This window comes from Candidatus Firestonebacteria bacterium RIFOXYD2_FULL_39_29, from assembly GCA_001778375.1.
Lineage (GTDB): Bacteria > Oederibacteriota > D2-FULL-39-29 > D2-FULL-39-29 > D2-FULL-39-29 > D2-FULL-39-29.
In genome coordinates this window covers 1-17,305 of the sequence record MFGV01000076.1, presented here as the reverse complement: position 1 = coordinate 17,305, position 17,305 = coordinate 1, and the positions used below count along the sequence as shown (strand labels likewise).

Below are 17,305 nucleotides of genomic sequence, written 5' to 3'. Positions count from 1 at the left end.
ATACATGGCTTGCTCCTTTGGAGTGAATATGCCATATTATATCATGTTAGTAATTTAATTGCGACACAGTCTGAATTACGAATGAAAAGCCGGAAGGAATATCTTGAAACTGGTACCCTCGTTTACTTTACTGTAAACCCTGATAAAACCGTTGTGCTCCTGTATTATCTTTAAACATATAGAAAGACCAAGCCCGGTGCCTTCCTTCTTTGTGGTAAAGAAAGGGTCAAAGATCCTCTCCAGGTTTTGCTCAGGAATTCCAACACCGGAATCACTGATAATTACGGTCGTATATTTGAGCAGATTCTCGCTTAATTCAGAACCTGTTTCGATAGATATCTCCTTCAGATCGCCAAGAGCCTGCATTGCGTTTAAAAGCATGTTCATAAATATCTGTGTCAGCTGTTCCTCATCGGCATATATAATGATCGTAGTACCCAGTTTTAATTTAATATTTACTTTTTTCCTGCCTATCTGCATTTCAAACAGATCAACTACTTTTTCAACAACAGCGTTTATGTTGACTTGTCCATATTTATGAGGTTTTGGTTTTGAAAAACTGAGCAGATCTTCTGTCAAGTGACTCAACCTGTTAATTTCCTCTCCTACTATGGCGCTGAATTTGTCAATAAATATTTTGTCGGCATGTTTATCCGGAAGCATCTGGATAAGAGCTTTCATAGATGTCAAAGGATTCCTGATCTCATGCGCCATACCTGCCGCCATGGTCCCTACGAGAGCAAGTTTTGCAGTATTAAGCATCTGCTCATAAAGATTAGTGTTTTCCAGAACTACAGAAATCTGATGTGAAATCATATCCAGAAGATCAATGTCTTCCTGTGTAAAAATATCATCTGACTTTTTTCCACCAAGAACAAATAATCCAATCAACTTTTCTTTGAGGACAATAGGAATGATGACCTTTGCCTTTAGGCTGATAAAAGATTCTTTAACAGCTACGCAATGTGCTTTGTCGGATATCAAATATTCGAGTTCATCAAATACCAACGCGTCATTTTTTTCCGAAATATACGCTACAAGGGGATCCTCATGATCAATACGGCCTGACCACGCAATTCCGTCCTTTGATCTCCTGTTCGCGACAAATGCATTCGTACTTCTCTCCAAAATAAATATTGCAGTATAATCAAGCCTCATAGCCGCCGTGATTGTATCTATTACTTTCACAAGAAGTTCATCAACCTTTACGACAGAGTTCAGCGTCTGCACAAGTGTTTTAAGCACCTTGTAATAATCGTATTTGCCTTTGAAAAATATTTTATCGGTCCAGCGGCCTATCAGATCCTTTAACGGATCCATCGTGACTGCGATGAACACAGCCGATAAAAGAGATACAAATATTGAAACAGAAATATGCGCTTTTGAAAATACATTTTGGGTAAGGAGGAGCATCAATATATACACGGAGGTAATAAAAGTGACCAGCACAAAATATACCAAACTCTTTTTGATGAAGATAGCAATGTCAAGCAGGCGGTACCTCATTATGGAATACCCGAGCATCGCGATGAACGGCAAGGTAAACATGGGTCCGTAATTTGTAAACGTATTTATCTTTATAAGCGGCAATAAGATGTTTGTCGTGGAAGCACCTATTATCATTATAAATGAACCCATAAGAACGTATTTTGTCTGCAACCTCTGCAAACTTTCCATAACTCTATATTTAACAAACAACCTGATAATAGCTATCAACAAGTATACAATAAAATATATGGCCCATATTGTATAGCCAACCCCTCTTTTCAGATCTACTTCACCCGGCACATAATTTGCACCGGTAATAAAATATGGAGAAATAATAAAAAGAATTATTACAGGGATCGGGATCATGTAATAGAATAAATATTTTTTGGTCTTTATGGAGCTATTCGGAAATATTTCTACAAAATGAACAAACATGTAGATTCCTAATGTCATCATCAAAAAATTTATCTTTGCTACTGTTATTACGGCATCTAAACTATAGTAAAATCTTGCAGCAAATATAATCAATGACCATACAGATAATATCGCAGCAAGACAACTGAGAACAATATTTATTTCTCTTTTGGGGTTTTTGAAATATACAAACAAAGCCAGAAGAATATTGGCAATAAAAGTTATCAAAGCAAAATAATTATAAACCATTATTTTATAGGAATTTTACCGGCAATATTGCCGGTACTTTTGCACGGTAATCCATAAACTCCTTTCCAAATTTTTTATATAATTCTTTCTCTTCCAAATTTATCCGTATGATCATTATCGGCAAATACATAATGCAGAAAATTGTCAGAGTATAATATGCATTCAACATAATTGTCACTCCTACAGCTTCAAGCAAAGTACTCAAATATGCAGGATGCCTGATATATCTGTACGGTCCGTCAGTTATAAGCTTCTGATCATCTCTTATTTCTATCTGCATGCTCCAATATCTTCCGAGTGTTTTAGTCGCCCAGTGTTTTAAAAAGATCCTTATCAGTACAAGTACTGTTCCAATAACAACAAACATTATTTTTGCATTTTTTACACGCAAAACAAACTCGCTGATACCTAAGACATAAACGCTTATCCCGCTTACAGCAAAACAGGTTAGCATCCATTTTGCGGTTATTTTTCCTTTTTGTTTTGTCTTACCAGGCAATATTGTTTCGAGAATCCTGACAATCAAATTGATACCGACAATGATCCATACAAATAGATTTATTCGCATAATTTACCCTCCTAAAGTATACAATATACAGAAATATTTTTCATTATAAATGATGAACATCTATGAACTTTTTAACCATTGCGTTCACCATATCTTCACTGAGAAAATTGTTGCCTTTTTTTAAATAAGCTTTTCTATAAAGATTAATAAAATTCTCATAAAATTCCGGCAGCGGCATACGAGTAGGTAAAACGGAATGAAATATATCAAACATCTCGTAATTATTAGTGGTAAGATCCTTAAATCTCTTTTCGTACAGATCTGTTCCCGGAAACGGCGTTAAGACTGTAAACACAGGATGAGAAAGATTCATTCCTTCCACATATAAAGACAGATCCCTGAAATCTTCTTTTGTAAAATTTTGATCAACGAGAAAATAAGCAACTACTTCTACTTTATTCTTATGCAGTATTTTTATTGCCTCCTCATTGTTCTTAATAGTATTGTTTTTATTTCTTGCTTTAAGATCCGAATCCTTAAAAGCCTCAAGACCGATGAGAAGCAACTCCATTCCGATGCTTTTCCATTTTTCAATAATATCAGGATGCTTTACAATGGTATCCGATCTTCCATAAAGTTTATATGTTTTTTTGATATTCCTGGATTTGATCTCCGAATATATTTCTTCCGCATACTTCACATTCTGTATAGTGTTATCATCGGAAAAATTGATGAATTTTTCATTGATGGTTTCCAGCTCATCTACAAGTTTCGCAGCTGTCCTTATTCTGAACTTCCCTTTAAACACCTTCCACATCGCACAAAAATCGCATCTAAAAGGACATCCCCTTGAAGAGTAAATAGCCGCAGCAGGTTTCCATGTCCCTCTAAAATATTTATCTCTATACCTCGCTGAGATCTGTCTATCAGCAAACGGCAGACTGTCTAAGTCTAATATACCGGTACGCGGTTTAGTAAATTTTAAGCCGCTGCCAGTCCTTATAGCAATTCCTTTAATATTTTCATATCCTGTTTTTTTACTCTTTGCCTCTACTATTTCTTTAATGATATGTTCCCCTTCGCCTATTGCCACAATATCAATATATTTTTTATCAAAATCTTGAGGCATTAATGTAGCATGATGGCCGCCTATAATTGTCAGGATATCCTGATCGAACTTTTTTACAGACTCAAGCACCTTTGATGCTTTATAAACTTCGGCAGTAAATGCAGTTGTTCCGACTATATCCGGTTTGAAATCATTAAGCGTTGTTTCAAGATCGTCTTCCAGTCTCATATCTAAAAGTTTCACTTCATATTCAGATAAACATGATGCTAAGATCTCCAAGGCCAACGGTTCGGTCAAGGACATATCTATCATACTCATACTATTATCAGTTTTAGGCGGTTGTATCAGGAGTATCTTCACTTATTTTATCCTTTCATTGATATTATTTGCTAATTCCTGCATTTTTTCATGATCGGCCATTGATAAACTTTCTTGAACTTCACTTAGAACTGCTCTCATATCCGTATTCATAGAATTTGATAATAGATACATGTCATCGCTTCCAAAAGATGAAAGACCTTCTTGTGATAACCTTCTTGTAAAACCTTCCGCCTGAAGAAACATTTCTTTAAGGGTTTTTCCATTCAATTTATATTCAGCTATATCATCCCAAAGTAAAACAGGGTAAGAATATTTCATAGTATAGATCATTTCCTTATAGAACAATTCCTCCCTATTTTTTATTTCGAAACCAAATTTTTCATTATTGATCGACCAACTTGATTCCGGCTCCAATATAGGGGCGCTTACAAAAACAAGATCCGGTTTGGCTCTTTTTAAAACATCAACTGTTTCTTGTAATGTTGTTTCTGTTTCAAACGGCTGAGGGACTATTATACTTGCCAAAAAAGCTATTCCTGCAGACTGACAATCTTTCACTGCTTTCTCAATATCACTGCCATTGAAGTTTTTATTCGCACTTTCTTTAAGAATTTTATCGCTCCCGGACTCAACACCATAAAGAAGAGCCTGACAACCGCTTTGCTTAAGAATCTTATAATCATCCCGGTCCATTCCCTTGACATGAGCAAAAGCTGAATATTTTATCTTAAGCCCTCTCTTAATAATCTCTTTCGCTATCTCTAATTTATTTCGTATTGGAGGATTTGAGCCTGTAAACTTAAAAACACGCATATTGTACTTACTTACAAGTTTCTCAAGATCATCCACAACCAGGGAAGCATCTTTGGTTCTCCATTTCTTGCCGCTTTTTCTGGGATGAACACAAAAATTACACGAATTCGGGCATCCGCGACATTCCTCAAAGCTCACCATTTTGATTTTATTATTTCCTTTAATCGCAGGATATACCTCTTCATCATAAACCGGCAAAGGAATAGAACTAAAAGTTTCAATTAATTTTTTAGGCGTTCTAACAATGCTCTCTTTTGCTTTGTACAAAATTCCAGGGATCTGTCCTAACTCCAATTTTTCTTCAACATACTCTGCAAACCTGACTATAGTTTCCTCTCCCTCCCCATATGCCAAGGCTTCAAAATCACTCGTGGCCTTAAATATATATTGACCAAACCAGTCAACCTGCGGCCCTCCGCCAAAGATGGGAATATTCACCAATTTCTTTACAGCTGAAGCCAGTTTCAAGCTTCCATAAAATCCCTCGCCGCTCCATAGCTTAAATCCAAGAAAATCTATTTTATTATTCTTGATATATTCTGATAACTGAAAAGCGGTACGCTTAATATAATTATCCTTTTCTTTCTCAGTTTCTTTCTCAAAGATCCTGACCCTTTCTATAGTCTCTATTGAAACGCATTTGTTTGATTTTATCTCTTTTCTGACGAGTCTCATTATCTCAACTCTTTTCTTCTGAAGATAGTCCGGGAAAAGTTCTTTTATTATCCCGACTGTAGAATAATCAAATATCACCGTCCTATGACCTTCCTTAAGCAGACATGAAGCCAGATTAGCAAGACCATTATCAAGATAAAGAGAGCGCATAGAATGAGGATATCCGTTAAAGCTGATAAGAATGCTGTTTGTCGCCATCTGATTACAAAACCTCCTGACTTTGATTTTTCATTATTTTCTTAATTATTATAGCTTTTAATCACCAGTACGGCGTTATTGCCGCCCATGCCCAGTGAATTTATTACAGCAATATTAACATCTTCCCGCCTGGCCTCATTCGGCACATAGTCGAGATCACACACGCTGTCTTTTTCCTTGTAATTTATGGTCGGCGGTACCAGACCCTCGGTCATGGCATTTATAGAAGCTATGGTCTGAAGTGAACCGGCGGCCCCCAGAGGGTGTCCTATCATTGATTTGATTGAACTTACCATTACTTTCTTAGAATGATCCCCAAGAGATTTTTTTATCACCATAGTTTCTCTTTCGTCTGATACTCTTGAGGAACTCCCGTGAGCATTAACATAATCAACATCTTCCCGGCGGATCCCGGCCTGTTTGCAGGCAGAGGAAAAACACTCCACGGCTTCCGAACCGGACGGCTCAACAGCAAACATACTGAAAGCATCCGTGGTATTGGCATATCCTTTAATCTCCGCGTAAATTCTGGCATTACGTTTCACAGCATGTTCATAAGATTCGAGAACCAGAATACCGGAACCCTCTCCAATGATATATCCGTCCCTATGCTTATCAAAAGGCCGGCTTGCTTTTCCCGGGTCATCATTTCTTTTTGAAAGTACGCTGGCAGAGCAAAAACCTCCCATTATTAGCGGTGTGATCGGAGCTTCCGTCCCGCCGGTAAACATGGCATCACAAACGCCCAGTTTTATACACTCAAAAGCATGCCCTATGGCATTTAATGAGGAGGAGCATCCCGTTGAGATCGTAATACTTCTTCCTTTAATATTGAACTCAACGCAAAGATTCCCTGCCGCTCCATGCGGAATCGCGGTCGGGACAGAGAAAGGACTGACAGCAGACGGTCCGCTTCTAAGCAGCCGCATTTCCTGTTCTTCTACTGTTTTCATTCCATTAATACTTGTGCCGATTATTACGCCTACCCTTCTATTATTGTCTTCATTTATTTCAAGTTTCGCATCAGCTTTTGCCATTTGTGCGGCCACTAGGGCAAACTGGGCAAAGCGCGACATCCTTCTGGCTTTTTTCTGATCCATATAATTACAGGGCTCAAAATTATCCACCTCTCCCGCGATCTTGGTAGAGTACTCCGACACATCAAAACTTTTTATCTGTCTTACTTTTGAGACCCCGTTAACTAACGAGGTCCAGAATTCCTTTACTCCGATACCGTTCGGAGCCACTACACCCATCCCGGTTACAACTACTCTTTGCATAGCTCTCCTCTTCGGGCATAAAAAAAAGCCCTCTTATGATTTTCTCCGTCTTAAAGACCGGAGATGCTTTCAAGGTACTATTAAAGCAATATTTGTGCCAGGAAATAATGACAGGAAATATCAAATAGTTTAAACAGAGGGAAACAAAAATGCACACAAATTACAGCAGGCACTGCGGCAGGAATTGTGCAAGGGCCTAAAATTCAGATCTTCCGCCAATTATATTAGGGCGGATCTTTAGAGGAGATTGGCAAAAAATATTGAACTTTACTGGAGGTTTTTTTCTTTTATCTTATTAAGCAAAGTATTTCTATGTATTCCCAGGTCTTTGGCGGTTTTTGTCTGATTGAAATTGTTCTTTTTAAGGCATTTAAAAATATACTCTTTTTCAACTTCATCCACCATATCTTTAAGAAGTTTTAATTCTTTGCCGCTGTTCATAAGTCCGCCAGATCCGGAATTAGTCAAAAGCTCAAGCGGAAAATCGGAGACATCTATTAATTCCGAATCAACCATCACGACAAACCTCTCAACAAGATTTTTTAATTCGCGTATATTCCCGGGCCAATTATAGGATGTTAACAATCTCAGGGCATCATCTGAAAAACCTTTAATTTTTTTATGCTGTTTTGAATTAAACTCCTGAAGAAAATGCATTGCAAGAGGGATAATATCATCTTTTCTTTCCCTTAAAGAAGGTATATTAACAGGCACCACATTCAAACGGTAATAAAGATCTTCTCTGAAAGTTTTTTCCTGCACTGCTTTTTGAAGGTCGTAATTTGTCGAGGAAATGATCCGGACATCAACCTTAACGACCTTATTTCCGCCGACCCGGGTAAACTCTCTTTCCTGCAAAACACGCAATAATTTTGCCTGAACGTTCATTGAGAGGCTTGAAGCTTCATCCAGAAATATTGTACCCTCATTCGCAAATTCAAACTTACCGATATTGGCGGTATTAGCGGAAGTAAAAGCGCCTTTCTCATGGCCAAAAAGTTCCGACTCAACAAGTTCATTCGGTATTGCCGCGCAGTTAACCGCTACAAACGATTTATCTTTCCTTAAACTGTTGGAATGAATATTTCTCGCCACCAATTCCTTTCCAACACCGCTCTCCCCGCAAAGAAGCACCGTGGAATCACTCCCCGAAACCTTTTCAATTGTCTTGAAGACCTCCTGCATTTCCGCACTCACCCCGATCATGTTTGATATATTGTAGATCAAAGAAATCTCTGATCTAAGAATGAGGTTTTCCTTTTCAAGGTTCCTTTTATTTACTATCCGCCGGATAGATAACAGGATATCATCTTTATCAACAGGTTTAACCAGATAATCATACGCGCCAAGTTTCATCGCTTTTACAGCAGTTTCAACAGTTTTTGTCGCAGTAATCATTACAACCTCAATGGAAGGATCTTTTTCTTTTATTTTCTCCAGAACTTCCAGACCGTCCATATCCGGCATCATAATGTCCAACAGAACAATATCGACTTCGATCTCATCAAGGATCTTAAGGGCCTCTTTTCCGGAATCAGAAGTAAGCACCTTGTACTTGTCTTCCAGCAGGAGCTTAAAGGCTTCCAGGATATTCTTTTCGTCGTCAACTATCAATATTTGCGGCATTTCTATCTCCAATAACTCTTCAGGTATGAAAATATTATACCTGATAAATAGTGCTTTTTCTACTATGAATACTTTTTGAGGAATTGAACTGCAATTCGTCTAAGCTAATAGAAATTACAAAACTATCGGATTTTACTGATACAAGAGGTACTTTCAATAAACTAAAAGCCTGAAAACCTATCCATTTGCTATTTCTATGCTTTCCTGCGCATTAAATACCCGGGGTAATTCTTAAGAAAGGGGGGACTCTTAATTTTTATTATTCTACTGGCTTTTTTCAGATTCTTCTCTTTTTAAAGGCAGGGTCATCGTAAAAACTGTTCCTTTCCCGACTTTACTTTCTACAGTTAAACTACCATGGTGGATCTCGGCAATATATTTGCAAACACTGAGTCCAAGTCCTGTTCCCTTCGCTTTTGTCGTAAAAAACGCATCGAATATCTTTTCCAGGATATCTTTTTCTATGCCTGTCCCATTGTCAGCAAATGTTATTTTTATAAAGTTTGTATCATTCAATTTGACTTCCACTTTTATCATTCCTTTTTCAGCAGGCAGGGCATCAAAAGCATTATTTAACAAGTTATTAAACACCTCTTTTATCTGGAGCGGATCAGCATCAATTATAACATCTCTTGTTTTTATGTTTTTCACTATTTTAACCGTCTTTTTATCGTATCTTCTTTCTGCAACTCCCACTGACTCCTCAATAATTTCATCAATATTTACTTTTTCATAATGAGGTTCGTGAATCCTTACATAAAACAGAAGATTATTTATTATCTGATTGCTTTCGTCGATCTTCTTATTAATATTATCAATATTACTGTCTATTGCGGTATCATTTATTTTTTTTCTGATATTATACATCCCGACCTTTATGGCAGCGAGAGGATTTCGTAATTCGTGCGCAATCGTTGCAGCAAATACCCCGATGCCGGACAGCAAGTTTGCCCTGACCAATTCGGCTGAACGTTCTTTCACCTTGATATCCAAATTCTCATGTGAAGATTTTAATTCTACTTGGAGGCGCTTCCTTTCGGTAATATCTACGATAGAAATAAGGATAAGCTTAGAAGAGGCAAGGCGCTGTCCGCTTAAAAGCATTACTTTCTTTCCAATCGACTCAAAGTCATGCTCAATCTCATATTCTTTAAAGCTTTTACCCTTGAGAATGAAGTTTTCCAGAAGATGCCTTAGTTTTGGAATATCCCATTGCCTGTTACCCAGATCATAAATGAACCTGCCTTTTGTCTCCTTTAGATTGACTTTGAACGTTCGGTAGAACATCTTATTTGCCGAGATAACTTTTAAATCCGTATCCAATACGATCAAAGATTCCTGTATAGTTTCCACAATGTTCTCGGCATATCCGCGGGCTTCACTTATGATTTGCTGCGCCTTTTTGCTCGCAGTAATATCTATAAATATCAGAACAACACCGTCAATCTTGTTTTCGAATGTACGGTAGGGCTTTATAAATACCGAATACCACTTCCCTTCAGAACTTTTAATTTCCAACGTTTTAGTGTGAAGCGCTTTCATTACGGATGAAATTATTCCTTTTAGATCGGGAATCTCAACTTTAAGTCTGATTCCAGTTATTACCCTGCCGATATCAGCGGGAATTATATTCAGCGCTTCCCCGCATTGGGGAGTAATTCTCCTTATCACAAAATCTGCCCCAATCATAACAACAGGGATATCAATACTGCTGAGCAGGTTTACAAGATCATTGTTCAAAAGAGCAACTTCCGCATTCCGGTTTTGCAATTCCTCATTTGAAGTTATCAACTCTTCATTTGAGGACTGCAGTTCTTCTTTTGATGTTTCAAGCTCCTCGTTCGTGCTCTGTAATTCTTCATTGCCGGAGAGTACTTCCTCGCTGGCAATTTTCATTTCTTCTTTTACTTTTTCCTGCTCTGCTGTAACCACCCGCGTGTATTCTTTCATCTCCGACAGCTCTCTTTCAAGGGATTCTATCTGACCTTCTTCTTTCACGGTTTTCTTGCGGGTTTTCGGAAGTATTTTTTCCGGCGACATCTTGTTAATTTCATCAAAAATCACCATATATTCTATTTCTTTTAATGTCACCGTTTTTACCGGAATTACCGTTATATTAACCCGGATAATATGCCCGTTAAGTTTTACCCTGTCCGCTGATGTTCTTACGGTATGCTTTGTTTCTTTTGCCTTGTAAATAGCCGAACGGAGAGGCAAAAATATCCCTTCCCTCGCCAGTTTGAAAATGTTCATAGACGGCTTCCCCGATCCTGATTCCAGGTACCTGCCTGTAAATCCCCTGAAAAGAACAACTTCCATTTCGCTGTTTAAAAAGACCCCGCTTTCGGCATATACTTTTAACACAATACGATTGACCTTTTCTTCCAGGCTTTCTATTCTCCTGCTGTCAATTTCTACGGTTTCTTTCAGATCATTTCTTTTTATTATTTGCAATTTCTCAGGAATCGTAAATTCAGGCTCAAATTTTATCTTTAAGCCGGAAGACATATGCTTTTTTACAAAGATCCTGTTCTTTCTATCAAGTACCCTAAAACCGTTTGAATAACTACCGGTAAATTCAGATTTTCCAAGAACGAGAAAGCCGCCCGCCGTTAGTGCGTAATAAATATTCCTAAAAACTTTTTTTTGCAGGACCGGCTCAAGATATATAAGAAGATTGCGGCAGCTTACAAGATCTACATTGGAAAACGGCGGATCACTGAAAATATTCTGAATGGAAAAAACACACATTTCCCTGATTTGTTTTGAAACTCTGTAATTATCTCCCTCCCGGCTGAAAAACCGTTTTAAACGCTCCGGCGAAATATGATCTTTTATATTCTTGCCGTAAATACCGGTACGGGCTTTGCTGACACTACTCTCGCTTACATCGGTAGCAAAGATCTGAACATGAAAAGCGCCCGGCTTTTTGCCAAGCATCTCAAAAATACATATGGCATAAGAGTAGACTTCCTCCCCGGTAGAGCATGCCGGAATCCAAACTCTTATTGCCTGATCTTTTTTCTTGGTTTTAATGATCGCAGGAAGTATCTTTCTTTTAAGTTCCTCAAATACTCTTGGTTCACGGAAGAATTCGGTGACATTTATTAAAAGATCTTCATAAAGACCGTCCAATTCATTTTTATGCCCCCGGAGGTATTTTGCGTAGTTACTAATACTTTTCTCTCTTAACATTTGCATGCGGCGGAATATCCGTCTCTTAATAGTAGGCATTTTATAAAAGGTAAAATCGAGTTTCTTTTCCAAGCGCAGTAAATCTAAGATTTTTTTAAAATCTTTATTATATGTAACATCCGTTTCAGCGCTTTTTGTTCTAATTGTAAAAGAATGATGCGGATGTTTAGCCATGCGTTCCAATTCATACGCTATTTTTTTTGGAGAAAGTATAAAATCCACCCATCCTGCCTTAACTGCATTTCCCGGCATATCTGTGAATTTTGCGGACTTTTGATCCTGGGCAAAAACAATACCCCCCTCGGCTTTTATGGCTTCAGCTCCTTTGGACCCGTCTTCCGCTGTTCCTGAAAGAATAATTCCGATACTTTTATCCTTTTCTTCTTTTGCAAGAGAATCAAAAAACGTATTTATGGGCATATGCTTCGGATCTGTTTGTTTGGAAAGAAAAAGCCTCCTTTTTAAGACAGATATATTCATTCCGGGAGGTATTACATAAACATTATTGATCTTTATTTCCATTTTATTTTTTATTTCATGAACCGGCATTTTCGTTTGCCTGGCCAACAGTTCTGTAAGCATGCTTTTTATTTTCGGAGCAAGATGCATAATAAACACAAAGGCCATACCCGGAGAATCAGACAGATTTTGGAGCAATTCTTGAAATGCTTCGAGCCCGCCGGCAGAACCACCGATACCTGCAATTCGAAAAGACGGATTTTTATTATATGAATCGGTTTTCTTGAGGAAGGTTGAACGTACAGGGGTTGTTATCATTTTTGTTTTCATATATTAATTTATTCTAACTCCCGATCTTTCACACACATTCATATGTTAATTATAACATAGAATACAGAGAACAATGACTTATATATTGTTTTAAAGCTCTTTTTTACTTTATTTTCCAAACTGCATGTTAAAAGAGAACCTGTGGGTATCTCCAAGATCTCCGAACGGTTCAAAAGCATAATCCACTGAAATATTATCAATTTTTACGCCTGCACCAAACGTAATATTATTCAGATTAGACCTTGAATAATACCCCGCCCGCCCTATGAGATTAACATTATCGGCAACTTTTACGGAGAACTCCGTCCCTGCAGCAAAACCAATAACATTGTCAAAAGGTATGATAGTTTCAACGCTTACGGTCCATTCCGGTATTATCCATACCGCAGCGCCGATATTTCCGGTTGTTGGAAGACTTTCTTTTTCATTAACAAAGATTGCCTGCATCCCGAAGTTATGTATTGCCGCTCCGATATTAGTTTTTAGTCCTGCCAAATTCAAGGTAGTGATCAACCCAAAATCTCCCGCAAATGCAGTTGTATAGTTTTTTACTCTAAGAGAGATATATTTTGCAGTAAGACCTATTTTAAGACCGCTTATCTCTGTCCCATAGGACAAAGAGAAAGACAGATCTGCAGGATTATAGCTCCCAAGTTCTAAACCATCCACATTTGTTTCCGGTATACTGCCATAATTCATATATTGAACACCCGCTCCGAACGTCCCTAAAGATGTAGGAAAAACTCCGGAGACCCAATCATAAGTCATTCCTTCAAACCATATCGAGTGCATGAGCGATACCGAAGGGTTGCTTATAAAATTCATTCCTGCCGGATTCCAATAAACGGCTGTAGCATCGTCAGAAATCGCAGTAAACGCTTCGCCCATCCCGGAGGCTCTTGCTCCCGCAGGGAGATTTAAGAAAGTGCCGATACTTGTTCCGGCACCGTTTACCGCGAATAACGAACCTGCTGAAATAAAAGCGAATAAACATCCGGGAACTAAAAGCCGCGACAATTGTTTTAAGAGGAAAATATTTATTGTCCGGAAAAATAATACTATATTTAATATCTTGTTTTTCATCATTATCTCTCCACTCCTATTTTAACTTTTTTTATTTCTCTGTCGTTTTTAATTATTGCAATGTAAATCCCGCTTGCCGCATTTCCGTTTTCTGAATTTTTTACGTTCCAGATTACCTTCCCGTCCCCATCCGTTTCATTAAGCAAGGCAACGAACTCTCCGACTATGGTGTATATTTTTATCTCCGCAGTCCGCGTCAGCTTGTCTATCACAATTCCCTGCGGCGCTACAGCCGGATTCCAAGGATTGGGATATACTTTAACACCGTTTAAATCTTTCGCCGGTATATTAAAATACGTATAGTGATTACCCGCAGCTGTTGAAGTTGGAGATGAACCTATAGGGTTTGTTGCAACGATGTGCACCTTACCTTCGGCGTGCGCAGGTGCTATCGCCGTAATCTGCGTATCTGAATTCACTGTATAACTCAAGGCATTCACTTCTCCAAACTTTACACTGCCTGCACCGATAATTCCGTTGAATCCAGAACCGGTAATTATTACCGTTGCACCCTCTGCAATAGTTCCGAAAGTTGGGGTTACTGCCGTGATTGCAGGTAGATCAAAATATGAATAATGGTCTGCATTCACTACTGCCGATGTTCCTATTGGATTCGTTACTCCAATATCAATTAATCCCGAGACATGCGAAGGCGCTACTGCTGTGATTTGTGTATCTGAATTCACAACATAACTTGAGGCATTTGTAACTCCAAATTTTACCCCCGCTGCTCCGGTTACACTTGCGAAGCTTGTACCTGTTATGACGACTGTGTTACCTCCGGCTGTAGACCCAAACGTTGGGGATACTGCCGTGATTGCAGGTAAATCATAATATGTATAATGGTCGGCTGCGACTATTCCTGATGTTCCGATAGGATTTGTTACTCCAATATCAATTAATCCCGAGACATGCGAAGGCGCTACTGCTGTGATTTGTGTATCTGAATTCACAACATAACTTGAGGCATTTGTAACTCCAAATTTTACCCCCGCTGCTCCGGTTACACTTGCGAAGCTTGTACCTGTTATGACGACTGTGTTACCTCCGGCTGTAGACCCAAACGTTGGGGATACTGCCGTGATTGCAGGTAAATCATAATATGTATAATGGTCGGCTGCGACTATTCCTGATGTTCCGATAGGATTTGTTACTCCAATATCAATTAATCCTGAGACATGCGCAGGGGCTACTGCCGTGATTTGCGTATCTGAATCTACCGTGTAGCTTGAAGCATTTGTGACTCCAAACTTTACTCCCGCTGCTCCTGTTACACTTGCAAAGCTTGTACCCGTTATAACTACTGTGTTGCTTCCGGCTGTAGATCCGAAAGTTGGAGATACGGCTGTGATTGAAGGTAAATCATAATATGTATAATGGTCTGCATTCACTACTGCCGATGTTCCGATAGGATTTGTTACTCCAATATCAATTAATCCCGAGACATGCGCTGGAGCTACGGCTGTTATCTGCGTATCTGAATCTACCGTGTAGCTTGAAGCATTTGTAATTCCAAACTTTACTCCGGCCGCTCCGGTTATACTTGCAAAACTCGTACCGGTTATGACGACTGTGTTGCCTCCGGCTGTACTTCCGAAAGTTGGAGATACTGCCGTGATTGAAGGTAGATCATAATATGTATAATGATCTGCCGCTACTATTGCCGATGTTCCTATTGGATTTGTTACTCCAATATCAATTAGTCCTGAGACATGCGAAGGAGCTACTGCCGTGATTTGTGTATCTGAATTTACGGTATAACTAGAGGCATTTGTAATTCCAAACTTTACTCCGGTTGCTCCGGTTATACTTGCGAAACTTGTACCCGTTATGACTACTGCGTTGCCTCCGGCTGTACTTCCAAAAGTTGGAGATACTGCCGTGATTGAAGGTAGATCATAATATGTATAATGGTCTGCATTCACTACTGCCGATGTTCCTATTGGATTTGTTACTCCAATGTCAATTAATCCTGAGACATGCGCAGGGGCTACTGCCGTGATTTGCGTATCTGAATCTACCGTGTAGCTTGAAGCATTTGTGACTCCAAACTTTACTCCCGCTGCTCCTGTTACACTTGCAAAGCTTGTACCCGTTATAACTACTGTGTTGCTTCCGGCTGTAGATCCGAAAGTTGGAGATACGGCTGTGATTGAAGGTAAATCATAATATGTATAATGGTCTGCATTCACTACTGCCGATGTTCCGATAGGATTTGTTACTCCAATATCAATTAATCCCGAGACATGCGCTGGAGCTACGGCTGTTATCTGCGTATCTGAATCTACCGTGTAGCTTGAAGCATTTGTAATTCCAAACTTTACTCCGGCCGCTCCGGTTATACTTGCAAAACTCGTACCGGTTATGACGACTGTGTTGCCTCCGGCTGTACTTCCGAAAGTTGGAGATACTGCCGTGATTGAAGGTAGATCATAATATGTATAATGATCTGCCGCTACTATTGCCGATGTTCCTATTGGATTTGTTACTCCAATATCAATTAGTCCTGAGACATGCGAAGGAGCTACTGCCGTGATTTGTGTATCTGAATTTACGGTATAACTAGAGGCATTTGTAATTCCAAACTTTACTCCGGTTGCTCCGGTTATACTTGCGAAACTTGTACCCGTTATGACTACTGCGTTGCCTCCGGCTGTACTTCCAAAAGTTGGAGATACTGCCGTGATTGAAGGTAGATCATAATATGTATAATGGTCTGCATTCACTACTGCCGATGTTCCTATTGGATTCGTTACTCCAATATCAATTAATCCTGAGACATGCGAAGGGGCCACTGCTGTGATTTGCGTATCTGAATCTACCGTGTAGCTTGATGCATTTGTAACTCCAAATTTTACTCCGACAGCTCCGGTTACACTTGCGAAGCTTGTACCTGTTATGACGACTGTGTTACCTCCGGCTGTAGACCCAAACGTTGGGGATACTGCCGTGATTGCAGGTAAATCATAATATGTATAATGGTCTGCATTCACTACTGCCGATGTTCCTATTGGATTCGTTACTCCAATATCAATTAATCCTGAGACATGCGCTGGAGCTACTGCTGTGATTTGTGTATTCGAATCTACCGTATAGCTTGATGCATTTGTAACTCCAAATTTTACTCCCGCTGCTCCGGTTACACTTGCGAAGCTTGTTCCTGTTATGACTACTGTGTTGCCCCCAGCTGTAGATCCAAACGTTGGGGATACTGCCGTGATTGCAGGTAAATCATAATATGTATACTGATCAGCTGCTACGGCTCCTGATGTTCCGATAGGATTCGTTACGCTAATATCAATTAATCCCGAGACATGCGCGGGCGCTACTGCTGTGATTTGTGTATCTGAATTCACAACATAACTTGATGCATTTGTAACTCCAAATTTTACCCCCGCCGCTCCCGTTACACTTGCGAAGCTTGTACCTGTTATGACGACTGTGTTACCTCCGGCTGTAGATCCAAAAGTTGGGGATACTGCCGTGATTGCAGGTAAATCAAAATATGTATACTGATCAGCTGCTACTGTTCCTGATGTTCCGATAGGATTCGTTACGCTAATATCAATTAATCCTGAAACATGCGCAGGGGCTACT

At 39.2% G+C, this 17,305-nt stretch carries 8 protein-coding genes and 1 pseudogene; all 9 read right to left on the bottom strand.

Annotated elements, in window-relative coordinates; all coding sequences use genetic code 11:
- Positions 1-75 precede the first annotated feature (75 nt).
- The 9 genes and pseudogenes from A2536_09860 to A2536_09820 all read right to left on the bottom strand — a co-directional run bounded on the left by A2536_09860 (position 76) and on the right by A2536_09820 (position 17,305).
- Positions 76-2,151: a hypothetical protein gene (locus A2536_09860; protein ID OGF44954.1), complete on the bottom strand. Its 2,076-nt coding sequence runs from the start codon at positions 2,149-2,151 to the stop codon at positions 76-78.
- A gap of 4 nt (positions 2,152-2,155) precedes the next feature.
- On the bottom strand, positions 2,156-2,719 hold the full coding sequence (locus A2536_09855) for a hypothetical protein (GenBank protein ID OGF44953.1): 564 nt from the start codon (positions 2,717-2,719) through the stop codon (positions 2,156-2,158).
- A 43-nt stretch (positions 2,720-2,762) separates the two neighbouring features.
- Positions 2,763-4,088 carry a hypothetical protein gene (locus A2536_09850; GenBank protein ID OGF44952.1) on the bottom strand — a complete coding sequence of 442 codons (1,326 nt, stop codon included), beginning with the start codon at positions 4,086-4,088 and terminating at the stop codon, positions 2,763-2,765.
- On the bottom strand, positions 4,089-5,735 hold the full coding sequence (locus A2536_09845; protein ID OGF44951.1) for a hypothetical protein: 1,647 nt from the start codon (positions 5,733-5,735) through the stop codon (positions 4,089-4,091).
- Positions 5,736-5,776: 41 nt separating this feature from the next.
- Positions 5,777-7,015 carry a beta-ketoacyl-[acyl-carrier-protein] synthase II gene (locus A2536_09840; protein ID OGF44950.1) on the bottom strand — a complete coding sequence of 413 codons (1,239 nt, stop codon included), beginning with the start codon at positions 7,013-7,015 and terminating at the stop codon, positions 5,777-5,779.
- Between the two features lie 267 nt (positions 7,016-7,282).
- The gene (locus tag A2536_09835; protein ID OGF44949.1) at positions 7,283-8,641 is read right to left on the bottom strand and encodes a hypothetical protein; all 1,359 of its coding nucleotides are present in this window, start codon (positions 8,639-8,641) and stop codon (positions 7,283-7,285) included.
- A gap of 264 nt (positions 8,642-8,905) precedes the next feature.
- Positions 8,906-12,625 carry a hypothetical protein gene (locus A2536_09830; GenBank protein OGF44948.1) on the bottom strand — a complete coding sequence of 1,240 codons (3,720 nt, stop codon included), beginning with the start codon at positions 12,623-12,625 and terminating at the stop codon, positions 8,906-8,908.
- A 108-nt stretch (positions 12,626-12,733) separates the two neighbouring features.
- The gene (locus tag A2536_09825) at positions 12,734-13,711 is read right to left on the bottom strand and encodes a hypothetical protein (protein OGF44947.1); all 978 of its coding nucleotides are present in this window, start codon (positions 13,709-13,711) and stop codon (positions 12,734-12,736) included.
- Positions 13,711-17,305, bottom strand: a pseudogene (locus A2536_09820) (hypothetical protein). The gene A2536_09825 and the pseudogene A2536_09820 overlap by 1 nt, the downstream one beginning before the upstream one ends.

Coding starts and splice junctions, on each gene's coding strand:
- A2536_09840 (OGF44950.1), bottom strand. CDS start 7,015: ATGCAAAGAGTAGTTGTAACCGGGATGGGTGTAGTGGCTCCGAACGGT.
- A2536_09830 (OGF44948.1), bottom strand. CDS start 12,625: ATGAAAACAAAAATGATAACAACCCCTGTACGTTCAACCTTCCTCAAG.
- A2536_09835 (OGF44949.1), bottom strand. CDS start 8,641: ATGCCGCAAATATTGATAGTTGACGACGAAAAGAATATCCTGGAAGCC.
- A2536_09845 (OGF44951.1), bottom strand. CDS start 5,735: ATGGCGACAAACAGCATTCTTATCAGCTTTAACGGATATCCTCATTCT.
- A2536_09855 (OGF44953.1), bottom strand. CDS start 2,719: ATGCGAATAAATCTATTTGTATGGATCATTGTCGGTATCAATTTGATT.
- A2536_09860 (OGF44954.1), bottom strand. CDS start 2,151: ATGGTTTATAATTATTTTGCTTTGATAACTTTTATTGCCAATATTCTT.
- A2536_09825 (OGF44947.1), bottom strand. CDS start 13,711: ATGATGAAAAACAAGATATTAAATATAGTATTATTTTTCCGGACAATA.